The organism is Saccharibacillus alkalitolerans (assembly GCF_011090185.1).
GTDB lineage: Bacteria > Bacillota > Bacilli > Paenibacillales > Paenibacillaceae > Saccharibacillus > Saccharibacillus alkalitolerans.
In genome coordinates this window covers 563871-586968 of record NZ_JAAFGS010000001.1, presented here as the reverse complement: position 1 = coordinate 586968, position 23098 = coordinate 563871, and the positions used below count along the sequence as shown (strand labels likewise).

The following is a 23098-nucleotide window of genomic DNA, read 5'->3' as shown; positions in this document are numbered from 1 at the left end:
TTTATTATGCTCTTATCTCCTCCCGGATGATGTGACATTTCTCACAATTCGTTGTTTTTTTATGATTTTTATCACTTTAAAGGCCGCTTTCTGAATAACACCTCATATTTTGACTGTTTTTCATAGTTTGCAAGCGAGCAGTCGCAGAGAAAAGTTCTTTCCCCTGCGTAAAGGCAAAAAAGCGGCGCGTCCACCGAAGTGTGCGCGCCGCAGTCCAAGTATAGGAGTTCAATCAATCGGAGGGCCCCCGGAATGCCCGGGTAATCGGCCGGATCGTCGAGCTTACTCTTCGAATCTGCCGTAGAAAGCGTCGCGGTAAACGTCGGCCAGTTCGGTTACGAGCGGCAGTTTAGGGTTAGCCGTCGTGCACTGGTCTTCGAATGCGCGGTCCGCGAGGTAGTCGACGCGCGATTCGAACTGCTTGGCGTCGAAGCCGAGTTCTTGGAACGAAGCCGGGATGCCCAGTTTTTCGTTCATTTCGCGGATGGCTTTGATCAGGCTCTTCACGCCTTCTTCCGTCGTTCTGGCCGGCAGACCCAGAATGCGGGCGATTTCGGCGTACCGCTCGTCGGCCACGAAGTGCGTGTATTTCGGGAACGAAGCGAACTTCGACGGTTTTTTCGCGTTGTAGCGAATAACGTGCGGCATCAGAATCGCGTTGGTACGACCGTGAGCCGTGTGATATTCCCCGCCCCATTTGTGCGCAAGGCTGTGGTTGATGCCCAGGAAGGCGTTCGCGAATGCCATACCGGCCAGCGTCGAAGCGTTGTGCATTTTTTCGCGGGCCACTTTGTCGCCGGTCAGAGCCGATTTTTCCAGGTTGGCGAATACGAGCTGGATCGCTTTGATCGCAAGGCCGTCCGTGTAGTCGCTCGCCATAACCGATACGTAAGCTTCGATCGCGTGCGTCAGCACGTCCATGCCCGTGTCGGCTACCGCCACTTTAGGCAGCGAGTAAACGAACTCCGGATCGATGATCGCCACGTCCGGCGTCAATTCGTAGTCGGCCAGCGGATATTTGGTGTTGCCGTTTTCCTTGTCGGTAATTACCGCGAACGACGTCACTTCCGAACCTGTACCCGAAGTCGTCGGAATCGCGACGAATTTCGCTTTTCTGCCCAGGCGAGGGTATTTGTAGATCCGTTTGCGGATATCCATGAATTTTTGTTTCAGGTTGTTGAAGTCCGTGTCCGGATATTCGTAGAACAACCACATGCCTTTCGCTGCGTCCATCGGCGAACCGCCGCCCAGAGCGATGATGCAGTCCGGTTGGAAGCGTTCCATCATGGCGCGGCCGCGTTCTACGGTCGTTGTCGACGGATCCGGTTCGACTTCCGAGAACACTTCGATCGCGACCGGAGTCTGACGTTGACGCAGGTAGTGCTGCACTCTGTCCACGTAGCCGAGCTGTACCATCATCGGGTCGGTAACGATTGCCACACGCGTGATATCCTGCATTTTAGCGAGATACTGAGTCGAGTTTTTCTCGAAATAGATCTTATCCGGAACTTTGAACCATTGCATATTCACGGTACGACGCGCCACCCTTTTCACGTTAATCAGGTTCACTGCGGTTACGTTCGACGATGTCGAGTTGCGGCCGTAAGATCCGCAGCCCAGAGTCAGCGAAGGCAGGTTCGTGTTGTAGATGTCGCCGATTGCGCCGTGCGTCGAAGGCGAGTTGACGATGATGCGGCCTGTTTGCAGGCGGTTGGCGAAACGTTGGATGACCGCATCGTCGTTCGAGTGAATGGCCGACGAGTGTCCCATGCCGCCGAATTCGACGACTTCCGCGGCGCGGGCAATGCCTTCGTCCGCGTTTTTCACTTTATAGCAGGCCAGAACCGGGCTCAGCTTTTCGGCCGACAGCGGGAATTTCGTGCCTACGCCTTCGATTTCCGCTACCAGAATTTTGGTCGTTGCCGGTACGGTGATGCCGGCCATTTCCGCGATTTTGACCGCCGATTGACCGACGATGGCCGGGTTGACTGCGCATTTTTCCACGTTCATGGCGCTTGGCGTCAGTTTGGCGATTTCTTCTTTATTCAGGAAGTAACAGCCGTTTGCAATCATTTTCTTTTTAACTTGATCGAAAATCGGCTCTTCGATGATAACGGCCTGCTCGGATGCGCAGATCATGCCGTTGTCGAACGACTTGGACAGGATCAGGTCGGTAACCGCTTGGTCGATGTCGGCCGTTTTTTCGATGAAGGCCGGTACGTTACCGGGGCCTACGCCCAGTGCCGGTTTGCCGCAGCTGTAAGCCGCGCGGACCATTGCGCCGCCGCCGGTAGCCAGAATGAGCGCCACGTCATTGTGGTTCATCAAGGCGTTCGTTTTGTCCATCGAAGGCTTGTCGATCCACTGGATGCAGCCTTCCGGAGCGCCGGCTTTGACAGCCGCTTCGTGCAGGATTCTTGCGGCTTCCGAGCTGCAGTATTGCGCCGAAGGGTGGAAACCGAATATAATAGGGTTACGTGTCTTGATCGAGATGAGCGATTTGAACATCGTGGTGGACGTCGGGTTCGTTACCGGCGTAATGCCCATTACGATGCCGACCGGTTCCGCGATTTTTTGGAAGCTGTCGAAGTCGTTATCTTCGATGACGCCTACTGTCTTATCGTTCTTGATGCTGTGGTAGATATATTCCGTTGCGAAGATGTTCTTGGTGATCTTGTCTTCGTACACGCCGCGTTTCGTTTCTTCAATGGCGATCTTGGCGAGATACATGTGCTTGTCGAGGCCGGCCAGGGCCATCGCTTGCACGATCGTATCGATCTGCTGCTGATCCATTTGCATGAATGCGTCTTGTGCTTTTTTTGCTTTGTCGATCAGCGCTTGAATCTCTTGCTCAGCGGTAAGTTCAACAGTACGGGCGGCCTCGTTTTTAACTGCCATTTCCCTCATCCTCCTCAAGATGTTTGCGTTGTTTTCTCTACGCCACAAATCATAGCACACCATTTTTGGTTTGGGAAGTGAAAATTTTCACAAAATATTTTTTGGCCGATTCCTTTCCTTTTTCGCTATTTTCCCTTCATTAGTGGCGCGGTGCGGACGATGAAAAAAAAAGAGGATCCGAAACATTCCGCACAGCGGCTTCCCCATATTCGAGCGGCTGGAGAAGTTTTTTCCGAGGCTGCGCGGTTTCGATTCTCCTTATCCCCCCTCCTTTCCCGGCGCGGTGCAGCCGCCTGAACGGCTTTCAAAAAACCTAAAAATTTATACAAAAAATTGCGTAATAAGAATTGACAAAACGAATGTCATCCTGCATGATAAGGGTGTAAAGTGAAAAAAGTCACAATGTTTGAATTTTCGCCACTTTTTATCTCTTTTCACCGTCCATAAACTTGAAATTTTGAGTTATAATTAATTTAAAATTTGATTATCAAAAATGAGTCAGAAATTTGAAGTGTGCGTTTGCGCAAAGGAGAGGTTAATGATGAGCCACTATCACCAAGCCACCGATCATAGAGGAAATACCGGATGCTTCTCGGAGCCGAACATGAAACGTCTCGAAGTCGTTATGAAGGACCGCCATATTCCGGAAGGATCGCATTTGTTTTGGGAAGGAGACCTCGCCGACAAGCTTTATTACATCAAACGCGGGCGAGTCAAGCTGACCAAGTCGACTGATGAAGGCAAAGAGCTCATCCTGTACATGTACCAATCCGACGACATGGTTGGACAGGCAGACCCCTTTTTCAGCAGCAAACACAGCTTCACCGCCGAAGTGATCGAAGATACGGAAGTCGGGGTTATCGAACACAAGGATCTTGAAGTGCTGATCTGTCAGCATTGCGATTTCGCGATCGATTTCATGAAATGGATGGGCATCCATCACCGTCTGACGCAGACCAAGTTCCGCGATCTGATGATGTACGGCAAGCCGGGGGCGCTTTGTTCGACGCTGATTCGCCTGGGCAATACTTACGGCGAGAAGCACGGCGATTCGACGCTGATCAACAAAAAAATCACGCATACGGATTTGTCGAACATGATCGGCGCTACCCGGGAAAGCGTGAACCGGATGCTCAGCGACCTGCGCAAAAAGGGAGCCGTCGAATACGAAAACGGCATGATCCTTATTACCGACCTGAGCATGCTGCAGGACATCTGCCACTGCGAACTTTGTCCAAACGAAATATGCCGGATCTGACGATCCGGCATATTTGCGTTTGTCTTTCATTCGATTGGGGCTTTCCGCATTCGTTTCGCCCTACACTCTCTCCAGCGTCAATTCCACGTAATCTCCCGGCTGCAAAGGCATGTCGAGGCCGCGGCCCGAAATAAGCTCTTTTCCGTTCACCTTGAGCACCCAGTTCTCGCTGGGCTTGGTCATGTACCCGGCCTGCGCGTCCGGGCTCGCTTTGACCAAGCGGATCGCACGGTCGTTCTCCGTCATCGTGACAAGCCCGCTGGCTTTGAGCACGTCCCGAACGACCGTCCCTTCGGTGTAGGGATGGGCGTAGGAACCGCTCAACGAAGGGCTCAATTCTCCTCCGCTGATCAGCAGCGTATTGACGGGTTCGCCGGCGGTTCCCGGCGCTTCGATATACAGCAAAATTTCGTCGCCCGGATCGAGCCGGGTACTGAAGCCGCTCTCCGGCAGCGCTTTTCCGTTTTGCTTCACCGTCCAGACCAGCTCCGAATGCAGTTCCGTATTGTCGACGGAAGCGATTCGGCCTTCGTTGTCGAATTTGACGATTCCGCTGCGTTCCAACGCGTCGCGTACGGTGTCCTCCGGCCGATAATTGCTGATGAGCGAGCGGTTTTCGTCAGGCATGTAAATGCCTCCGTCAACGACCAGCCTGAAATTTTCGCCTCCGTCCGCATCGGCTTCGGCTGCGGAATCGGCCGGCTGCTGGCGCAGCATAACGGCCATCGTGGCTACCGCACCGACCAGCAGGACGGCAAGCACAAACAACAAAATGCGCTGATCGGGCAGCTTGATTTTTGTCCGCATTGGCTCTGTTCCCTTTCTCCCACGGTTAAACCGAACTTCCGGTCTCGGGCAGGTCCCTTTTTTGAACCCGATTTCTTTTATTGTATCAAAATCCATCGGCCTTGCTCAAATTTCGTATTCATAAAAAAGAACCCCTCTGCCGGCAAAGGGGTTCCTGCGTCTGCCGGTTCTAGTCGACCCAGCTTTCCGCCCACATCTGAATTTGTTCCATGACCGGCTTCAATGCGCGGCCTTTCTCGGTCAGCTCGTATTCGATGCGTACCGGAGTCTCCGGATAAACGTGACGCACCAAAATGCCTTCGCTTTCGAGATCCTTCATGCGCTCGGACAGCATTTTGTCGCTCATCATCGGAATCTGGTTGGAAATGTCTTTGAAGCGTTTGGGTCCGCTCATCAGCGTCTGAATGATCAGACCGTTCCAACGCTTGCCCAAAAACGAAAACGCGCTTTCGAAACGCGGACAAAGCTGCATGGAAATTTCATTTTTTTGCTCTATCATAGATGATCACCTCTTAGAAGATTCCCTCTGAAGAGAAGCTTACGATTTGTTAGTTTATTTCATATTAACACATTTCCAAGAAAAAGAAAATGCTTTTAAAAATTATTTTTTACCGCTAAAAAATCTTTGAGCGCCGTCAGGTCGCGGTCGATCACCTGTTCCAGCGAACGGTTGTAAATGACGGCAGCCGGATGATACAGCGGAAAAATCGAGTACGACCGTTCCCCGAATACGTAGCCCGAACGAGGGTCGTTCGGGTCTTCGAGACGCAAAATCGGTCCTTCGATCACTTTGCCGTGCAGCGAAGAAATCGTCTCGTGACTGCCGATCAACCGATGCAGCCCGATGTTGCCCATCGGCACGATTACCCGAGGCTGAACGTATTCGATCTCCGCGTCCAAGATGGCCGCGTGCGCCAGCACCTCGTTTTTGGTGGGCGTTCGGTTCGAACGGCTGAGCCTCGGCACGGTGCCGGCAGCCGTTCCCGCGACAACCTTGTCTTTGAACGGCCGGCTCCTGACTGCGCTCGTAATGTAGATATCGCGGCGCGTCAAGCCCAATTTATTCAGATACTCTTCCAGCACCTTGCCCGCCTGGCCGGTAAAAGGCCTTCCTTCCACGATCTCCGTCGCCCCGGGTGCCTCGCCGACAAGCATAATCTTCGCCGGGATGGCTCCCTGCCCGAGCAAAAATCCTTCCAGGTCATATCCTTCGGATCTCTGAAGACATTCCTTGATGAGGTCTTCCGCTACCGGCGCGCTGCCGAATTCTACCTCCACGGCCATCCCTCCTTCCTCGATTCCTAGGTCATGGTTTACCGGTATTGCACTTATTTTACCCTAAATTCGATATCTCGCCAACCGAAAGAGCAGCCAGCGAACGAATTTTGCAAACGTTTTCTTCATTAATATAGAAAAGCCGTCTTTCGCCGGAGGCGAAAAACGGCTTCTTGCATACCTGCTGCCGAACGAATCATCCGCGAACCATCCGATCGCAAATCATTCGCACGCTTGATTGAAGCAGAGCTTCTGTTATACCAGTTCCCGGGCTTCCAGCGAACGGACGGGCTGCGTGTTGCCGTATACCGGCTTCGCGGCCGTCGCCGGGTATGCCCAGCGGATCGAGTTCGCGATCACTCGGATCACGTCCTGGTTATAGTACGTCGGATAAGTCTCGTGTCCCGGACGGAAGTAGAAGATTTTGCCGGAACCGCGGCGGAACGTGCAGCCGCTGCGGAACACTTCGCCGCCGGAGAAGTTGCTGATGAACACAATTTCATCGGGAGTCGGAATGTCGAAGAACTCGCCGTACATTTCCTCATGCTCCAGGATGATGTTTTCGCCGATGCCTTCCGCGATCGGGTGGGACGGATTGACGGCCCACAGAATCTCCTGTTCGCCGGCTTCGCGCCATTTCAGGTCACAGCCTGTACCCATCAGCTTCTTGAAAGGCTTGGAGAAATGACCGGAGTGCAGAACGATCAAGCCCATGCCTTCGCGTACTCTCTGCGCAACCGCTTCGGCGATGGAATCGTCGACCAGTTCGTGCGCCATATGGCCCCACCAGATCATGACGTCCGTCGAGTCGAGCACTTCTCTCGTCAGGCCGTGATCGTCTTCTTCCAGCGTGCAGGTGCGGATGGCGAAGCCTTCCGGCGTCAGCGCGCGCTCCAGCTGCTTATGAATGCCGTCCGGATAGACGGCCTTGACTTCTTCATCTCTGCGTTCGTGTACGAATTCGTTCCAGATGGTTACGTTGATCATCGTCGGTATCCCCTTATGTTAGGACTATATAGTCGTTTTCTTTGCTGCTGCGCGGCACGGCTTATCTTACACCCACCACATTTCTCCCGCAGGCTCTTCGATGATGATCTGCTGGAGATTGCGGACGGCTTTGCCGAACCCTTCGTCGACGGACATGAGCCCGTCTTCATGTTCGATACTGACGACGTAGTCGTAATCCTGCAGCCGCAGTTCGCTGATGATGTCGGACCAGATCTTCATGTCGTGTCCGTAGCCCACGCTGCGGAAGTTCCAGGCCCGGTCCTGCATGAGCGTGTACGACTGCATGTCGGTCAGGCCGTGCATATTGACGTTATTTTGGTCGATCGTGATGTCTTTGGCATGAAAATGGTGAATGGCTCCGGCGCGTCCCAGAATGCGGACCGCCTGTACCGGATCGATGCCCTGCCACCACATGTGGCTCGGGTCGAGGTTGGCGCCGACGGCTTCGCAGGTTGCTTCCCGCAGCCGCAGCAGCGTGGCCGGCGTGTGCGCCGAAAATCCGCCGTGCAGTTCGATGCCGACCTTCACGCCGCGATCCTGCGCGAATTTGCCCGCTTCTTTCCAATAAGGAATAACTTTCTCTTCCCACTGCCATTTCAAAATGTCTTGATAGTCGTTCGGCCAAGGCGCGACCGGCCAGTTCGGATACTTGGCGTCTTCGTGGTCGCCCGGGCAGCCGGAAAAGGTATTGACGACCGGCACTTCCAGTCGCTGCGCCAGCTCGACGGATTTCAGGAACACGTCGTGATCGGCCTGCGCAAGCGCTTTTTGCGGATGGAGAGGATTGCCGTGACAGCTCAGCGCGCTGATGATCAGCCCGCGCGATTCCACCGCTTTTTTGAATGCGTCAAGCTTCGACCGGTCGGCCAGCAGTTCTTCGGGCTTGCAGTGCACGTTGCCCGGATGGCCGCCCGTAGGAATTTCTATCGCTTTCAATCCTTTTTCGGCCACGTAATCGAGCGCTTCTTCGAATCCGCGTTCATTGAACAGTACCATGAATACTCCAAGCTTCACTATCCGAACCTCCTTGATTATTATATCCGTATTTTATATCCGTTCTGAATAGGAAAGAGGTGCGAAAAAGCCCCTTTTCCGCCTGCCGGCGGCGACTAGCGAATGGTACCATTTCAGCTGAAGTATACCGCTTTGCCGGTCTTCGCGGATTCGTAGATCGCTTCGAGGATCTGGGTGACGACAAGCGCCTGCTCCGGTTTCACGACCGGTTCTTTGTCCTCGAGGATCGCTTCGAGCCACATTCTGGCTTCGCGGTCCTCCGCTCTCTCCGAACCGCCGTCGTAGAAGGCGACGCCTCCGGAGCCGAAATCGACTTTCGTTTCGGTCAGTCGGCTGCGGTTCTCGCCGTTGAGGCGCAGGCCGTCCTCCATATCGGCGCCGCCTTCCGTGCCGCACAGCAGCGTTTGGGCTTCGCCGAATTTGCGCACGTTCAGCGCCCAACTGGATTCCAGCACGATCGTCGCGCCGTTCTCCATTTTAATGAACCCGAACGCGGAATCTTCCACCTTGAACTGTTCGGGATCCCATGGGCCGAAAGCGTTGGCGGCGTTCTCGCGGCTGCCGAGCTTATGGAACGTCGAGCCCATTACGCTCTGCGGTTTATAGTTGTCCATCAGCCACAGCGTCAGATCGAGCGCGTGGGTGCCGATATCGATCAACGGGCCTCCGCCCTGCTTCTCTTCGTCCAGGAATACGCCCCAGGTCGGCACGGCGCGGCGGCGCAGCGCGATGGCTTTGCCGAAGTAAAGGTCGCCGAGCTCGCCTTTTTCGCACATGTCTTTGAGGTGCAGGCTGTCGTCGCGGAAGCGGTTCTGGTAGGCGATCGACAGTTTTTTGCCCGTGCGGTTCGCCGCTTCGATCATGCTGCGCGCCTCTTCCGTCGTTTTGGCCATCGGCTTTTCGCACAGCACGTGCTTGCCGGCTTCCAGCGCGGCGATCGTAATCTCCGCGTGGGAATCGTTCGGCGTGCAGACGTGCACGACTTCGATGCTCTCGTCCTTCAGCAGCTCTTTGTAATCCGTGTAGACTTTGGCGCCTTCCGCCCCGTACTGCTCGGCCGCTTCCTGCGCCCGGCTTTCCACGAGATCGCAAAAAGCGACGATTACGGCTTTGTCCTGCCTGGACAGGGCCGGCAGGTGTTTGCCGTTGGCAATCCCTCCGCATCCGATTACGGCGACGTTTAACGTTTTAGACATTCAATTCGGCTCCTTCTGCTGCGTATTTTTTGATCCATTCCATGCTTGTCGCGATGCTTTCCAGCGGCTTGCCGCCCGCGCAGTAATCCTGCTCGACGACGATCCATTCCACGCCCGCTCCGATCGCGGCGTCCGCGATCGCGGTCAGGTTCACTTCCCCTACGCCAAGCTCGGCCGTAATAGCCTTGCCGTCCGCGTCGCGCGTCATGTCCTTCAAGTGGATGATCGGCAGGCGCCCCCGGTAGCGATTGATGTATTCCACCGGATCGTAACCGCCGTAATGCACCCAGCACGTATCCATTTCGACCTGGAGGTCATCGGCGGATACCGCTTCGTACATGGCGTCGAACACCGGTTTCCCGTTCACTTCCTCCGTCATTTCGAAGTCGTGGTTATGGTAACAGAGCACCGCTCCTTGTTCCCGCGTCCGTCTGCCCAGCTCTTTCAGATTGGCGAACACTTCGTCCCAGACCCGCTCTTCTTCCGTCAGGTAGGGCACGATCAGCGTGTCGTTTCCGATCCGTTTGTTATAAGCGATCTCTTCGTCGAGATGATCCAGCAGCTGCCGGTACGCCGTATGCGTGCCCAGCGCTTCGAGACCGAGTTCGTCCAGGATCGATTTGACTTCGTCCGCGCCGCGTCCGAAAAACGTATGGAACTCGACTCCCTTGTAGCCCAGCTCGGCCACTTTTTCCAGCGTCCCGCGGAAATCCTGCTCCATTTCTTCGCGTACGGTATACAGCTGCAGTCCTACTTTGGCCATTTTGCGCTCCACCTTTTCTGCAAATTATAATTTGAGCGAATCGTGTCTAGCCGCCGGAACCTTGTAAGAGCTCTCCAACGTGACGTGCCGGCTTTCGGCCGACGAATGCATGAACGCATGCATCGCTTCGAGCACATGGTAGGCCAGTTCGCCGTTCGATCGGTGCCTGCGGTTTTCCCGAAGGGACTTCACCATGTCTTCGACGCCGAGCCCGCGCTCGTTGCGGGCGCTGTCGAATACCGGCGGCAGCGTCTCCCAATTGTCCGAGCCGGCCCGGCGCAGACGCACGTCCCCTCCGAAAAAGTTCGGATCGGGCAGCGACAGCGTGCCGGCCGTGCCGTAGATTTCCATCCGCGGAAGTTCGGTGGCGCCGCGCACGTCGAAGCTCATAATCATCGTGACGATCGGTCCGCCGGCAAAATCCAGCGTGCCGGCGAGATGCGTCGGCGTCTGGACGGCAATCGGCCTGCCGGCCTTGGGGCCGGAACCGATGACCCGGTCGGGAATTTGGATGCCCGTCGACGAGCTGACGCGCTGAATCGGTCCCAGCAGATTGACCAGCGCCGTCAAATAGTAAGGTCCCATATCGAACATCGGACCGCCGCCGTAAGCGTAGAAAAACTCCGGATCGGTATGCCAGCCTTCGGGACCGCCGCCCAGCATGAACGCGGTTCCGGCGACCGGGCGGCCGATCAAGCCCTCTTCGATCGCGCGCCGCGCCGTGCTGACGCCGGCTCCCAGAAACGTATCCGGGGCACAGCCCACCCTGAGGTTATGCTTGGCCGCTTCTTCGAGAATCAGCCTTCCGTCCTCCAGCGACACGGCGAGCGGCTTTTCTCCGTAGACGTGCTTGCCCGCTTCGAGGGCGGCCAGATGAACGGCCGCATGGCTGGCGGGAATGGTCAGGTTGATCACAAGCTCGATCGATGCGTCCGCAATCAGTTCATCCACGGTGCAAGCGGTTTCAATGCCGAATTCGGCGGCCCGCTCCTGTGCTTTCTCCGGCACCCGGTCGGCAAGCGCGACCACTTCGATCCATGGGCTGGCTGCCAGGTTTTGCAGGTAGATGGCACTGATATTGCCGCATCCGACAATTCCGGTCTTCATGCGTGTCAAGAGAACACCACTCCTTCGTGTCGATTACCAGATCGCTTTGCTCCGAAGCGTTCGCCGCTTCGGATGTTCGTGGTTCGTTCGAATTCATGGTATTGCAAATCGATTTGTATTAAAATGAAGAATATAATCGAAACATGAACAATCTGGTCATTATTTTATTTTTCTAGATCAAGGAGCAGCCGACATGCAGACGACCGACCTTTCCTGCCAGGTCTTTACCGCGGGATTTTCCTTCCATCGAACACCTTTTCACGTCCACCGGACCGAAGGTCTCGGCAGTTACCTGCTTCGCCTGCAGACGGACGGCACTTCCGAGGCGCTCGTCGACGGCAAAATGGAACGCGTCGAAGCCGGGGACCTGCTGCTTTACGGACCCCACGATACGTATGAACTGAAAATTTTTCCGCCTTCTCTTACGGGCAGCGAAGAGCGGCCGATGGAGAGCGGCGATTACCATATTTTCTTCGGCGGCGAATGGATCGATCAGTGGTGGAATCAGCGCAAGCGCCCGACCAAGATCAGCATCCCGCTCAGCGAAGGGCTGCTGGGACTGTTCCGCCAGATCGTGATCGAACAGCGCCGCATCTCCAATCCCGACCCGCGCATCTCCGATTACTATCTGCGCATCCTCTGCCTGGAAACCGACCGACTGCTGAGCGAACAGCCGATCTCGTCGGGCAAAACGTTCCTCGCCCACCGGATCAAGCAGTACATCGAAGAAAACGCCTCTTCGCTCTTCAAGCTGGAGGACGTCGCCGCTTACGTGGACACCAGCGTCTCGCGCTGCGTGCATCTGTTCAAGGAGACGTTCGGCATCAGCATCATGCAGTACGCGCTGGAAGTCCGGCTCGACATGGCCAAGGAGCGAATCGTATTCAGTCCGATGCCGCTCGAGCAGGTGGCGGAGACGTCGGGATTTGCCAACTACACGTATTTCCACCGCGTCTTCCGCAGCAAATTCGGCATGTCGCCGAAAGAATTCCGGCATACCCGGCAGGAGAAGATGTAGCAAAATCTCTTGGAAGATCAAAAAACCCGCAAAACGCAGACGTTCGTTCGCTGCATTTGCGGGTTTTTGCCTGTCCGGATTCGAACGGCCGCGGCTTTCGCCGGAGCGCCGGACTCAACGGCGTTTGTTCCGTTCACGGATCTCGATCGCTTCGGACACGACCATGCCCAGATCGTCGTTGCCGAACATCGTCAGCACGCCGAGCAGCGTGTCGTCCGTGATGTCTCCGGCTTCTTCTTTCGGCACCGTCAGCTCCAGCCCCCGCGCAAGGCGGTCGTTCGCGACCTGCTCCGGGTAAGCTTTGGCGTACAGTTCGACCGGGTCGAGATCGTTGTTGACGCACCACTGCGCGTAGACGAGAATCATCATGTCCTCTTCCTGCCGGTAGACTTCCACGATTTTCTCCTGCGTCTTCTTCTCGAGTTCCCGGCGTCCTTCGGCGCTGTCGTAGCGCTCGTAATCGACGTCGCGGTTAGGATCGTAATCGCTCATGTCGATGCTCCTTTCCTTGTTCGGTTTATTGTCAAAAAGACTTCGCGACTCGCTCCGCCAACTCGTGCGAACCCAGCACCAGATCGGCACGAACCGTGCAAAAATCCGGTGCGGCCAGCGTATCGAGAAAATGCCGCACGACGCCTTCGAACCCCCGCCGCTTCAACACCGTCTCCCAGCTTCCGAAACCGACTTCTTGAGGCAAACCGCCGCGTTCCGCAAAAATAGCGCGTTCCAGGTCTTCCACGACGGCGGTGCGCCCGCCGCCGTGCAGCTCCAGCCGTTCGAAGTCGCGTCCGGCGGAACGGACCATGCCGTAACTCCCGATTCCTCCGCCCAAACGCAGCGTGCCGAAGACCTGAAGCATCCGCCCTTCGGCGTCGGCGTCGAGCGCGTTCGACAGCAGCCGGCCGTCTCCGCCTCCCAGCCACAGCAGCAGATCCAGCATATGGATCAGATCGTCGTAGATCGTTTCGCGCGCCGGCCGATCATGGACGCCCGTACGGTGCTTGGCCGCGTGCGCTTGTACGGAACCGCCGGTTTCGTCGATCCAGGCGCGGGCCTGCGCGTAGAGCGGCGCAAAGCGGCGGTTAAAGCCCACGGCAAGCAGCAGCCCTTTCGCTTCCGCTTTCGCCGCCATCGCCCGGCTTTCGGTCATGTCCGTCGAAAGCGGCTTGTCGACGTAGACCGGCAGTCCCGCCTCGAGACATTTCATGACGATGCCGTAGTGGGATTCCGTCGCGCTGTGCACGAATACGGCATCCAAATCCCAGCGCGCCAGATCGTCGATATTCGTCGAAGCGTTCGGAATCCGGTACATCTCCGCCGCCGCGCGGATTCGCGCTTCGTTTCGGCTGACGATGCCCGCGACTTCGGCGCCCGCGTGTCCGGCCAGAAGCGGAAGATAAGCTTTTTCCGCGATTCCTCCGATTCCGACCAGCCCCACCCGGATTCGCCGGGCTTTCTCTCCGTCCGCCGAGCTTTTCCTTATGCTTTCCATCCAGGCTTCCCCGCTTTCCTTCATCGTTCGCGGCACCCGGATTCACCGCGCGCCGCCTCCTTTTCGAGTATACCCGCACAGCAGGCGGTTGGCAAAACATCTCCTCCCGCAGCCCGCTAACTGATTCGCCGGACGACGGTACGTTTATCTAGCAGTGAAGAGCCGCTCGGGAAAGCCCGAATGGCGGGACACTTGCGAAACCCGCAAAATCGTTTATAATTTAAAGTATAACTTTCATTTAATTGTGCATCAAACAATTGATTCAAATAAAAAACGGAGGGATCAACCATGGCTGATTATCCATCTTCTATGATCGAAAAAGCGACATTCGCGGGAGGCTGCTTCTGGTGCATGGTCACGCCGTTCGAAGACCTGCCGGGCATCGTCAAAGTCGTCTCCGGTTATACCGGCGGACATACCGAAAATCCGACTTACAAAGAAGTATGCTCCGAAACGACCGGCCATCTCGAAGCGGTCCAAATCACGTTCAATCCGGACATCTTCCCTTACGAAAAGCTGCTCGAACTGTTCTGGCAGCAGATCGATCCGACCGACGCCGGCGGACAGTTCCACGACCGCGGCTCTTCGTACGAAACGGCCATTTTCTATCACACGGAAGAACAGCGCATCAAGGCGGAGGCTTCGAAAAAAGCGTTGGGCGAAAGCGGCCGTTTCGACAAACCGATCGTGACGCCGATCCGTCCGGCCGAGACGTTCTACGAAGCCGAAGAGTATCACCAGGATTACCACAAAAAGAACCCGGCCCATTACAAGCGCTACAAAAAAGCTTCCGGCCGCGAAGCGTTTATCGAAAACCATTGGAAAAAAGCGGTCGACAAATCCGAACTGAAGCAGCGCTTGTCGGACATGCAGTATAACGTCACGCAGAACAACGGTACGGAGCCCGCATTCCACAACGAGTTCTGGGATCATCACGGCGAAGGCATCTACGTCGACATCGTCTCCGGCGAGCCGCTGTTCAGCTCTCTCGACAAATACGATTCCGGCTGCGGCTGGCCGAGCTTCACCCGTCCGATTCGCGACTATCATGTCAAAGAAAAGGTCGATCTCAGCCACTTCATGATCCGCACGGAAGTCCGCAGCAAAGAAGCCGATTCGCATCTGGGCCATGTATTCGACGACGGTCCCGGTCCGGACGGCCTGCGCTACTGCATCAACTCCGCGGCGCTGCGCTTCGTTCCGGCGGAAAAACTCGAAGAAGAAGGCTACGGCGAGTATCGCGCGATGTTCGAGCAGCGCTGAGCGCCGCGGCGTCACGCAAAGCCCTACGCCAAAAAACGGATTCCGCTTTAAAGCGGAATCCGTTTTTTTATGCTTGACGCGGCTATTCGGGCTCGGACGGGAATCAAGCGTGGACCCGGCGGATCAGATGCACGAATGTATCGACCGCTTTGCGGATGCGCAGCTCGGTCGCCTGGTCGATCGGCTCACCGTTTTCGCCGAATTTGCGCTGATCGCCGCCGACCGAGATCCATTCCGGACAGTTCAGACCGTGCAGGTTGCGCACGATGGTCTGCAGCGCGCCGAGCGAGGAGACGCCGACCGCGCCGCCCGCCGAACTTGCGGACAGCACAGGCTTGCCTTCGAAATATTCGCTGTTCAGGAAATCGAGCGCATTTTTCAGCACGCCGGAGATCGAAGAATGATACTCCGGCGTCGCCAGCACGACGGCCTGCGCCGACTTGACGGCCTGGGACAGCAGAAGCACTTCCGCATGTCCGTATGCGTCGCCCGGCCCGTAGAGCGGCAGTTGGTGTTCGTATAAGCTGAATACTTCCGCTTCGAATCCCTGCTCTTCCAACAATTTTGCAATATAACGGGTCAACTGCGTGCTGCTGGCCTGCTCGCGGTTGCTTCCGGCAATCAAAGTCACTTTCATGGTCAAACTCCTTCCGTTCTTCCGTTTGTCGGGTTCGTCCGCAGACGCGCGGAGCGCGTTTTACGTGCGGCTATGCTGTTTATCATAGCAGGAAGTTTCAAATTTGAACAACCCTTGCCTGCTGCTTAGACCTGCGCCTATCCGGGTAGTTAATAACCATATCGAACACATCGCGGCCCCGAAAGCCGGTCATATCGGAAGCTTCGGCGGCCGCGCCACCTACTCGAACAGGAGGAAACGCCATGCCTTGGAACAAAAACGATTACCCGCAGTCGATGAAAAACCTGGATGAACGCGTACGCGACAAAGCGATCGAAATCGCCAACGCTCTGCTGGACGAAGGTTATGAAGAAGGCCGCGCGATCGCGATCGCCACTTCCAAAGCCGAAGAATGGGACGAAAATCATCCCGATCGCGGCGGGAAATCGAAAAAAGACGACGACGGTTCCCGCGGCCGCAGCGGAAGCGAGTCGAAATCTTCCGCTCGCCATCCGCTGCATGTCGTATCGCACGAAGACGGCTGGGCGGTCAAAGAAGAAGGAACAGATAAGCCCCTGTCCACGCACAGCCGCAAAGACGAAGCCGTCAAGGCCGCAAACGACAGCGCGAGCGACGACGGGGTGCACGTCTATGTGCATGACAAGGACGGCAAAATCCAGTCTTGAATGCCCAAGGTTCGCGCATGAAGCGCAGATGGAAGCCTACAAAAAAACCGTTTCGGCTTTCTCCATCGCGGGAGAAAATCGGAACGGTTTTTTCAAAAAAACAACAGGGAAATTGCGGCTGCGGGCCTCCCTTCGGACCCTCTGTCTTACACTCTATTCAAACCTTTCACTTCCGGTGCGGCATGCTGAGGTTGACGTTTCGACGGCATAAAGAAATGACCGATCGAAGTCACGCTGCGGCGCAAAATTTGCGGTTCCACGGTCCAGGTAATGACTTTGCCCCCGATGCAGACGGCGGCTACCGTGTACAGCGTCTCGACAAACGGCAGATACAGCAGCGACAGCAGCAGTACCGACGCGTCCATCAAAATGAACACCGTGCCGATCTTCAAGCCCGTTTTCTCGTGAAGCCAAATCGCGGCGCAGTCGTCTCCGCCCGTCGCTCCGCCGCAGCGCAGCACCAGACCTCCGCCGATCCCGGTCAATATGCCCGAGAGCAGAGCGGCCAGCCAAAGCTGCCCGTGCAGATCGAAGTTCAACGTGGAGAATTGTTCGATCGCGGCATAGAATACCGTGAACGAACCCGCGGCCAGCACGGCCGGTCCCATGTTCCTCCACCCTTTTCGCAGAGCGAACAGCAGCATGAACGGGATGTCTAGCAGCAGAATCGTCAGCGCGGGCGAAAGCCCGAACGCGTACTGGCCGAGCAGCGAGATTCCGACAAAGCCGCCTTCCGAAAGATGGTTCTGAAAATTAATGTGGTAATACGCGAATGCCATTACGAACGTGCCAGTTAAGATCGCGGCCGCCTGCGCGGACCGCTTCATCCTTTTTCCTTTTGACCTCATACGATATTCTCCTCGTTTTCGCAGTTTTTGTCATGTCGACAAAATGCTGCGAGCAAGAGGGGAAAACCGAGAGGCGTTCATCCTTCGCATGGATGTTCCCTTCCTTTCGCAGCGTTTGTCATCAACGGTCGTCCGACAAACTATCTACGAAAGGCGCTAAGTATAGGAGAGATCGTAACGTTTCCAGATTGTCCTTTGGGGAATACTCCTTCGGGGACTCATGGTATCCTGATCCTTTCTGTGATTGGATGGTGAAATCTGAGATTTACTTACCCAGGAGCGTCACCTTTTTAAACTATTTTACCACATAATCGGTTCGGAAGCGATAAACGTTCCTTCTATTTTGTAATTTTCATGTAAAAAATATGGTTTTCTTTGTAAAAAAATCGAATGACTCACTTCCCTGCACGCAGCAGACGGTTCACCGTCTCCCGGCGCAGCCCGATCAATTGTCCGATCTCTTCCTGCGTGAGCAGGTCCGTCAGCTGCTGGCCGTAAGCGTACGTCGCCATCCAATGCTGCAGCAGCTGCAGCCGCTCGGCGGGCGTGCCCGCCGTCAGGTGGTCGATCCGCTGCTGCATGAACCGAAGCTTGTCCTGCAGCAGCAGAGCGACTTCCAGCGCCTTCTTCGGGTCCTCTTCCAGACTTTTGTACCAATCGGCGGCCAGAATCGTTTCCACTTCGCTGCGAACGAGAGCGGTGGCGGTTCCGTGGGTTTCTTTCGGGCTGATCAACGAATGGTGGGGAACCGTTTCTCCGGCATAAAAAACGTTGAACAAAATGATGTTTCCGTTTTCGTGCAGGCGCGTCACCTTGAATATGCCGCTCTTCACCCGATACAAATACTTGCTTTCGTCCCCTTGGCGAAACAATACTTCTCCCTTATGCAAAATCATGCTTTTCCCCTCTTCTCTTCATTGATCGAAATATCCCGTCCGTACATTCGCGCCACTCTGCCCGCTTCGGCGGAAACGGCTTCGGCCAAATCTTCCGGCCCCGTTATCCGCACCGCCGTGCCGAAGCCGAGCACGAAACGCAGCGCGAATTCCGGCGTCGCCAGATCCGCGGACACGTCGTAGTCGCCGTTCTGAAGCCGCTCCGCACGCAGCACCCGGATGTAGCGCTCCGCGCGAAACGCTTCCAGCGCCGCTTCGCCCATCGTAAGCTCCGCTTCGTAACGCGGCAGCGCTTTCGGGAAAAGGCGGAGAAATTCTTCCCAGTAAGCGGACAGATCGAACGCCTCCGGATACCCGAAAAGGTCGTCCAGCCGACGGGCCCGCGTCATTTTGGAAATCCGGAACGTCTTGACGGCCTTCCGCTCCCGCGCCGCCAGATACCAGACGCCGCGTTTGACCACAAGCCCCAGCGGCTCCACGATCCGTTCGGAAGCTTCGCCGCCCCGCTCCTTCGCGTATTCGAAGCGCAGCTTTCGCTCTTCCCAGACGGCCTCCTGGCAGACGGCGAGCGCCTCCGGCACTTCGCTTCCCCCGCCGTGCCAGCCCGATTCGTCGATCAGCAGCTTCCGGCGCAAAAATTCGGCACCCTGCCGTCCCGGTCCCGGATAAGCGGCCTTCAGCTTGCGCAGCGCCGCCTCATAATGTTCTTCGAGCCCGATATCCCGCAGCGGACCGGAAGAAGCCCGAAGCAGCAGCGTCGACGTCTCGTCCGGCGTCATGCCGGTCAGGCCGCTGCGGTATCCTTCCATCAGGCTCCAGCCTCCGAACCGGCCGCGATGCGCCACGATCGGAATACCCGACTGCCCCAGCGCTTCCAGATCGCGGCTTACCGTGCGCGGCGTCACTTCAAGCTCCTCCGCCAGCTCGCGCGTCGACATCCGCCCCCGGCCCTGGAGCAGCAGCATGATTTTCAGCAGCCGGTCTCCTCTCATGCGGGTCCCTCCTTTTTTTATATAAGACATAGGTTGTCATCTATTATCGCCTATATTGAGAGTGCGGGCAATGCGCAAGCAAAAAAAACGAGAGAAGAGGTGGCGTTATGCTGAAAAACGATAGGCCGCTGGCCGGCAAGGTTGCGCTGGTGGCGGGAGGAACGAGAGGCGCGGGACGCGGAATCGCCGTGGAGCTGGGGGCGCTGGGCGCCCATGTCTACGTGACCGGACGAACGACAAGGCTGGAGGCGTCGGACATGAAGCGATCGGAGACGATCGAAGATACGGCCGAAATGATCGAAGCGCGCGGCGGGACGGCTTCGGCGGTCCGCACGGATCATTCCGATTCCGAGCAGGTCCGCCTGCTGGCGGAAAAAATTGCCGCCGAGCGCGGCGGACTGGATATTTTGGTCAACGACATCTGGGGCGGCGACGACTTGACGAAATGGGGCCAGACGCTGTGGGAGCACTCGCTGGAGGACGGCCTGTCGATCCAGCGGCGCTCGGTGCACACGCATCTAATCACCTCCCGCCACATGCTGCCGCTCATGTTGGACCGTCCGGGCGGGCTCGTGCTGGAGATCACCGACGGCACGGATTACCGTTTTCGCGGGAACGTTTACTACAGCCTGGCCAAAGTGTCCGGCATTCACCTCGCGGCGGCGATGGCCGAGGAACTGCGTCCGTACGGCATTGCCGCGGTCGCGCTGACCCCCGGTTTTCTGCGCTCCGAGGCCATGCTCGACCACTTCGGCGTCACCGAAAAGAACTGGCGGGACGCGGTGAAGATCGAGCCCCATTTCATCGCGTCCGAGACTCCGGCCTTCGTCGGGCAGGCCGCCGCGCGCCTCGCCGCCGACCCGGATCTCATGACGTTTACCGGCAGGGCCCTCAGTTCTTGGGAGCTGTCCGACCGGTACGGCTTCGCGGACGCGGACGGAAACCGGCCTCATTGGGGCAGGTACGCGGCGGAGAACGGATTGTAGTCGGCCTTGCAGGTAGGCTTAAGATCGCGAACGATGGCGCTTCGGCGCAGAAGCGCCATCGGAATACCGAAAAGCCGCCGGGTTTCCCCGGCGGCTTCTCCGCGTTCGCGCGCTTTTACTGCCCGAAAGCCAGCTCCCGAATTTTGGCGGTCATGGCATTGGTGTCGAGGCCGCCGTGGTTGCTCAGCAGAATGATGACCGTGCCGTCATTCAGTCCGCGCCGGATCCCCGTCGTATAACCGTCTCCGCCGCCGCTGTGGAACGCCACCCGATCCGAACCTTGACCGTCGACATGCCAGCCGTAACCGTAGTTTTTGTAAGGGCTCGTCGTATACATGCGCTCCATCGTCTCTTCCGACAGAACCTTGCCGGCGCTCAGCGCCTGCGACCAGATCAGCATGTCGTCGAGCGTGGAATAGAGGCTGCCGGTGCCGGAAGGCGAGAAGTAATAACCTACCGGGTTCCATGCCGCCGTCTGCCAATCGTATTCGTAGCCGGTCGGCGTCTTCGTCTGCCGGGTGGCCGTGCCGCTGTGTTTCATGCCGAGCGGGTCCAGGATTCGCGTCTGCACAAAGTCCGCATAGCTCATTCCCGAAGTCTGCTCGATGATGTAGGCCAGCAGCACATAGCCGCTGTTGCTGTACATGTAATCGGTGCCGGGAGCGAACTTAAGCGGGCTTTTTTTGATTTCTTCCACCGTCTCCGAGAGCGGCGTCCCTTCCTTGCGGACAAAGTTCAGCGCGATGCCCGACGTGTGCGACAGCAGCATCGACAGCTTGATTTCGTCGCCCCGCGGGTAGTCGGGGATATGCCGGGCAAGCGTATCGTCGGTGCTCAGCTTGCCCTCTTCCTCAAGCTTCAGAATGGAAGCGGCGGTAAAGGCTTTGGTGAGCGAACCGAGCCGCATCTGATCCGTCGGCCGAACGGTCGTCGTGTCCGTGGACAAGCCGTACGCCTTGCGCATCAACACTTTGCCGTCTTGAGCGATCAGCACGCTGCCCGAATACTCTTTTTCTTTCAGATAGGCGTTGACGGCTTCCAGCTTCGCGTCGAAGACGGTCGCGGCGTCCGTCTTCAGCGACAAATTCAGCACGCCGCCGCTCGAGACCGGATTGACGCTTGCTCGGAGAGGCTCCGTCAACCCGCGCAGCGGAACGGTCAAGATCCCTCCGACGTAGCGGGTCGTGCCCGGCATCTTCAATTCGTATCCGTTGACCGAGACCGTCTCCGAATCCGGCCGGTACAGCAGCTCGTCGCCGTTCAGCGTCACGATCGCGGCCCGCTGCGCTTTGTCCCACTTCACCCGGGCTCCCAGCGAAACGGCGCCTTCCCGCACCGGCACGTAAGTCAGCGAACGGTAAGTATAGACGCTGTCTCCCCACTGCGCGGGCCGTCCGTCGATCTCGGCTTGAATCGAAGCTGCGCCTGTCGGCACGGCCGCCTGCAAGCTTTCTTTCCCCGCGGCCTCCGCCGCCTGCACAGGCATGACGCCCGCCGCCACGATCAGCGCCATCCCGGCACTTAACGCGATTCGGGTCCATCCCGAGCCTTTTTTCCGCTTTGTGATCATCTTTTTGAATCCCCCTGTCGTCATTCCGGCGCATCGGCGCGCCAATTCGGTCTTCGATGCCGTCACGTATATATACAGACTCAAGGCCGAATAGTTGTGCGAATCGTCAACGTTCGTCATCCGGAAGAAATCCGAACGAACTATATTTTATATAGTTAGTATTATTTTGACGATCGTTTACGAATTTGATATAATAGTTGAGGTATCAAATGATTAGGTACAGCCGTCTGCCCCGCCTGCCGAGGCACGAAGCGGCTGACGCTTCAGCAAAATTTATGATCGGCCTCATCGCTTGCGATGAAGCTTCGAGAGGGGAACCCATACATGCTTAAGCTCGGCATTCTCGATCAATCGACCATTACGGAAGGCTCCGGTCCCAAGGAAGCGCTGCAGGCGACGACTCGCCTCGCCGTGGAAGCGGACAAGCTCGGCTACAGCCGCTTCTGGGTATCGGAGCATCACAGTTCGAAGGCGCTCGCCCATTCCAGCCCGGAAGTGCTGATCGCCCATCTGGCCGCCAACACGTCGCGCATCCGGCTCGGTTCCGGAGGCATCATGCTCCCGCATTACAGCGCTTATAAGGTAGCGGAGAATTTCCGGCTGCTCGAGGCTCTGTACCCGGGGAGGATCGACCTCGGCGTAGGCCGCGCTCCCGGAGGACGGCCGCTGTCCACGCGGGCGCTTCAGGAAGGCCATTATCACAGCGCCGACCCGTATCCGCAGCAGATCATCGATCTGATCGCTTATCTGAACGACGCCGTACCCGCCGACCATCGCTTCGCGGGCCTGAGCGTTTCGCCTTCGGTCGATACCTCGCCCCAACTGTGGCTGCTCGGTTCCAGCGGCGGCACCGCCCGTCTGGCCGCTCAGACCGGCGCCTCCTACGCGTTCGCCCAGTTCTTCGGCACGCCGGGCGGAGCGGAAGCGACGGAATTTTACCATGACAACTTCGAGCCTTCCCTGATGTCGCAGGTACCGAAATCGCTTGCCGCGATTACCGTCGTCTGCGCCGATACCGAAGAAGAAGCCGAGCAGCTCGCTTCGAGCTCCGATCTGTTCTTCCTCGCCATGTACAAAGGCATGGAACTGCCTTATCTGCCGTCCGTGCAGACGGCCATGGACTATCCGTATACCCCGTACGACCGCGAGCAGATCGCCGCGACCCGCGCTTACCGCGTCGTCGGCACGCCCGAACAGGTCAAAGCGCGGCTGCTTCAGCTTTCCGAAGAATACCGGACCGACGAGCTGATGATCGTCTCGTCGATCCACGATTTCGACGCCCGCCTGAAGTCGGTGCGCCTCGTGGCCGAAGCGTTCGGCCTGAACGCGGAGCCGGAAGTCCAGACGCAGTCCCGCTCTTAAGCGGGCGGCGCCGCGCGGTATACGGCTGCGCGCCGAAACCGCA

The 23098-nt window shown here is 57.1% G+C and carries 22 protein-coding genes; 6 read left to right on the top strand and 16 right to left on the bottom strand.

Annotated features, from left to right (window positions below):
- Positions 1-282: 282 nt before the first annotated feature.
- Positions 283-2898: a bifunctional acetaldehyde-CoA/alcohol dehydrogenase gene (gene adhE, locus GYN08_RS02395; RefSeq protein WP_166272146.1), complete on the bottom strand. Its 2616-nt coding sequence runs from the start codon at positions 2896-2898 to the stop codon at positions 283-285.
- 541 nt (positions 2899-3439) lie between these two features.
- Here adhE and GYN08_RS02390 point away from each other — a divergent pair.
- Complete coding sequence (locus GYN08_RS02390; protein WP_166273079.1) at positions 3440-4156, top strand: Crp/Fnr family transcriptional regulator; 717 nt, start codon at positions 3440-3442, stop codon at positions 4154-4156.
- A 60-nt stretch (positions 4157-4216) separates the two neighbouring features.
- Here GYN08_RS02390 and GYN08_RS02385 read toward each other — a convergent pair whose 3' ends face one another.
- The 8 genes from GYN08_RS02385 to GYN08_RS02350 form a co-directional block, all read right to left on the bottom strand.
- The gene (locus GYN08_RS02385) at positions 4217-4963 is read right to left on the bottom strand and encodes a hypothetical protein (RefSeq protein ID WP_166272144.1); all 747 of its coding nucleotides are present in this window, start codon (positions 4961-4963) and stop codon (positions 4217-4219) included.
- Between the two features lie 169 nt (positions 4964-5132).
- Positions 5133-5462, bottom strand: coding sequence for a winged helix-turn-helix transcriptional regulator (locus tag GYN08_RS02380; protein WP_206023570.1), 330 nt, complete (start codon positions 5460-5462; stop codon positions 5133-5135).
- Positions 5463-5557: 95 nt separating this feature from the next.
- Positions 5558-6241 (bottom strand): uracil-DNA glycosylase, encoded by a 684-nt coding sequence (locus GYN08_RS02375; RefSeq protein WP_328802609.1) that lies wholly within the window; start codon positions 6239-6241, stop codon positions 5558-5560.
- 252 nt (positions 6242-6493) lie between these two features.
- Positions 6494-7225, bottom strand: a complete 732-nt coding sequence (locus GYN08_RS02370) for a ThuA domain-containing protein (RefSeq protein ID WP_166272140.1) — start codon at positions 7223-7225, stop codon at positions 6494-6496.
- 66 nt (positions 7226-7291) lie between these two features.
- Entirely contained in the window at positions 7292-8260 is a 969-nt protein-coding gene (locus tag GYN08_RS02365) for a sugar phosphate isomerase/epimerase family protein (RefSeq protein WP_166272138.1), read from the bottom strand.
- A 113-nt stretch (positions 8261-8373) separates the two neighbouring features.
- On the bottom strand, positions 8374-9456 hold the full coding sequence (locus tag GYN08_RS02360; RefSeq protein WP_166272136.1) for a Gfo/Idh/MocA family protein: 1083 nt from the start codon (positions 9454-9456) through the stop codon (positions 8374-8376).
- Positions 9449-10219 (bottom strand): sugar phosphate isomerase/epimerase family protein, encoded by a 771-nt coding sequence (locus GYN08_RS02355; protein ID WP_166272134.1) that lies wholly within the window; start codon positions 10217-10219, stop codon positions 9449-9451. Before GYN08_RS02355 ends, GYN08_RS02360 begins: the two co-directional genes overlap by 8 nt.
- Positions 10220-10243: 24 nt before the next feature.
- A complete protein-coding gene (locus GYN08_RS02350) occupies positions 10244-11335 on the bottom strand; it encodes a Gfo/Idh/MocA family protein (RefSeq protein ID WP_166272132.1) in 1092 nt (363 codons plus the stop codon).
- A gap of 184 nt (positions 11336-11519) precedes the next feature.
- Here GYN08_RS02350 and GYN08_RS02345 point away from each other — a divergent pair, with 184 nt between their 5' ends.
- Positions 11520-12344: a helix-turn-helix domain-containing protein gene (locus tag GYN08_RS02345; protein ID WP_166272129.1), complete on the top strand. Its 825-nt coding sequence runs from the start codon at positions 11520-11522 to the stop codon at positions 12342-12344.
- A gap of 114 nt (positions 12345-12458) precedes the next feature.
- Here the strand turns inward: GYN08_RS02345 and GYN08_RS02340 are convergent, their stop codons facing one another.
- Both GYN08_RS02340 and GYN08_RS02335 read right to left on the bottom strand, forming a co-directional pair.
- On the bottom strand, positions 12459-12836 hold the full coding sequence (locus GYN08_RS02340; RefSeq protein ID WP_206023569.1) for a hypothetical protein: 378 nt from the start codon (positions 12834-12836) through the stop codon (positions 12459-12461).
- Between the two features lie 31 nt (positions 12837-12867).
- Positions 12868-13836 (bottom strand): Gfo/Idh/MocA family protein, encoded by a 969-nt coding sequence (locus GYN08_RS02335; RefSeq protein ID WP_166272127.1) that lies wholly within the window; start codon positions 13834-13836, stop codon positions 12868-12870.
- A gap of 288 nt (positions 13837-14124) precedes the next feature.
- On the opposite strand from GYN08_RS02335, the gene msrA reads away from it, so the two are divergent.
- Entirely contained in the window at positions 14125-15099 is a 975-nt protein-coding gene (gene msrA / locus GYN08_RS02330) for a peptide-methionine (S)-S-oxide reductase MsrA (protein ID WP_166272125.1), read from the top strand.
- Between the two features lie 103 nt (positions 15100-15202).
- Here msrA and GYN08_RS02325 read toward each other — a convergent pair whose 3' ends face one another.
- Positions 15203-15736: an NADPH-dependent FMN reductase gene (locus tag GYN08_RS02325; RefSeq protein WP_166272123.1), complete on the bottom strand. Its 534-nt coding sequence runs from the start codon at positions 15734-15736 to the stop codon at positions 15203-15205.
- A 242-nt stretch (positions 15737-15978) separates the two neighbouring features.
- On the opposite strand from GYN08_RS02325, the gene GYN08_RS02320 reads away from it, so the two are divergent.
- The gene (locus GYN08_RS02320; protein WP_166272121.1) at positions 15979-16401 is read left to right on the top strand and encodes a DUF2188 domain-containing protein; all 423 of its coding nucleotides are present in this window, start codon (positions 15979-15981) and stop codon (positions 16399-16401) included.
- A gap of 146 nt (positions 16402-16547) precedes the next feature.
- On the opposite strand, the gene GYN08_RS02315 is transcribed toward GYN08_RS02320, so the two are convergent.
- The 3 genes from GYN08_RS02315 to GYN08_RS02305 form a co-directional block, all read right to left on the bottom strand.
- Positions 16548-17249, bottom strand: coding sequence for a YitT family protein (locus GYN08_RS02315; protein ID WP_166272119.1), 702 nt, complete (start codon positions 17247-17249; stop codon positions 16548-16550).
- 395 nt (positions 17250-17644) lie between these two features.
- Positions 17645-18145, bottom strand: coding sequence for a Crp/Fnr family transcriptional regulator (locus tag GYN08_RS02310; RefSeq protein ID WP_166272117.1), 501 nt, complete (start codon positions 18143-18145; stop codon positions 17645-17647).
- Positions 18142-19137, bottom strand: coding sequence for a helix-turn-helix transcriptional regulator (locus tag GYN08_RS02305; RefSeq protein WP_166272115.1), 996 nt, complete (start codon positions 19135-19137; stop codon positions 18142-18144). The genes GYN08_RS02310 and GYN08_RS02305 overlap by 4 nt, the downstream gene beginning before the upstream one ends.
- A gap of 107 nt (positions 19138-19244) precedes the next feature.
- Here GYN08_RS02305 and GYN08_RS02300 point away from each other — a divergent pair, with 107 nt between their 5' ends.
- A complete protein-coding gene (locus GYN08_RS02300) occupies positions 19245-20123 on the top strand; it encodes an SDR family oxidoreductase (protein ID WP_166272113.1) in 879 nt (292 codons plus the stop codon).
- A gap of 115 nt (positions 20124-20238) precedes the next feature.
- Here GYN08_RS02300 and GYN08_RS02295 read toward each other — a convergent pair whose 3' ends face one another.
- Entirely contained in the window at positions 20239-21693 is a 1455-nt protein-coding gene (locus GYN08_RS02295) for a serine hydrolase (RefSeq protein ID WP_166272111.1), read from the bottom strand.
- A 324-nt stretch (positions 21694-22017) separates the two neighbouring features.
- On the opposite strand from GYN08_RS02295, the gene GYN08_RS02290 reads away from it, so the two are divergent.
- Complete coding sequence (locus GYN08_RS02290; RefSeq protein ID WP_166272109.1) at positions 22018-23055, top strand: LLM class flavin-dependent oxidoreductase; 1038 nt, start codon at positions 22018-22020, stop codon at positions 23053-23055.
- Positions 23056-23098 lie beyond the last annotated feature (43 nt).

Coding starts and splice junctions, on each gene's coding strand:
- adhE (WP_166272146.1), bottom strand. CDS start 2,898: ATGGCAGTTAAAAACGAGGCCGCCCGTACTGTTGAACTTACCGCTGAG.
- GYN08_RS02390 (WP_166273079.1), top strand. CDS start 3,440: ATGAGCCACTATCACCAAGCCACCGATCATAGAGGAAATACCGGATGC.
- GYN08_RS02385 (WP_166272144.1), bottom strand. CDS start 4,963: ATGCGGACAAAAATCAAGCTGCCCGATCAGCGCATTTTGTTGTTTGTG.
- GYN08_RS02380 (WP_206023570.1), bottom strand. CDS start 5,462: ATGATAGAGCAAAAAAATGAAATTTCCATGCAGCTTTGTCCGCGTTTC.
- GYN08_RS02370 (WP_166272140.1), bottom strand. CDS start 7,225: ATGATCAACGTAACCATCTGGAACGAATTCGTACACGAACGCAGAGAT.
- GYN08_RS02360 (WP_166272136.1), bottom strand. CDS start 9,456: ATGTCTAAAACGTTAAACGTCGCCGTAATCGGATGCGGAGGGATTGCC.
- GYN08_RS02355 (WP_166272134.1), bottom strand. CDS start 10,219: ATGGCCAAAGTAGGACTGCAGCTGTATACCGTACGCGAAGAAATGGAG.
- GYN08_RS02345 (WP_166272129.1), top strand. CDS start 11,520: ATGCAGACGACCGACCTTTCCTGCCAGGTCTTTACCGCGGGATTTTCC.
- GYN08_RS02340 (WP_206023569.1), bottom strand. CDS start 12,836: ATGAGCGATTACGATCCTAACCGCGACGTCGATTACGAGCGCTACGAC.
- GYN08_RS02335 (WP_166272127.1), bottom strand. CDS start 13,836: ATGGAAAGCATAAGGAAAAGCTCGGCGGACGGAGAGAAAGCCCGGCGA.
- msrA (WP_166272125.1), top strand. CDS start 14,125: ATGGCTGATTATCCATCTTCTATGATCGAAAAAGCGACATTCGCGGGA.
- GYN08_RS02325 (WP_166272123.1), bottom strand. CDS start 15,736: ATGAAAGTGACTTTGATTGCCGGAAGCAACCGCGAGCAGGCCAGCAGC.
- GYN08_RS02320 (WP_166272121.1), top strand. CDS start 15,979: ATGCCTTGGAACAAAAACGATTACCCGCAGTCGATGAAAAACCTGGAT.
- GYN08_RS02315 (WP_166272119.1), bottom strand. CDS start 17,249: ATGAGGTCAAAAGGAAAAAGGATGAAGCGGTCCGCGCAGGCGGCCGCG.
- GYN08_RS02310 (WP_166272117.1), bottom strand. CDS start 18,145: ATGATTTTGCATAAGGGAGAAGTATTGTTTCGCCAAGGGGACGAAAGC.
- GYN08_RS02305 (WP_166272115.1), bottom strand. CDS start 19,137: ATGAGAGGAGACCGGCTGCTGAAAATCATGCTGCTGCTCCAGGGCCGG.
- GYN08_RS02300 (WP_166272113.1), top strand. CDS start 19,245: ATGCTGAAAAACGATAGGCCGCTGGCCGGCAAGGTTGCGCTGGTGGCG.
- GYN08_RS02295 (WP_166272111.1), bottom strand. CDS start 21,693: ATGATCACAAAGCGGAAAAAAGGCTCGGGATGGACCCGAATCGCGTTA.
- GYN08_RS02290 (WP_166272109.1), top strand. CDS start 22,018: ATGCTTAAGCTCGGCATTCTCGATCAATCGACCATTACGGAAGGCTCC.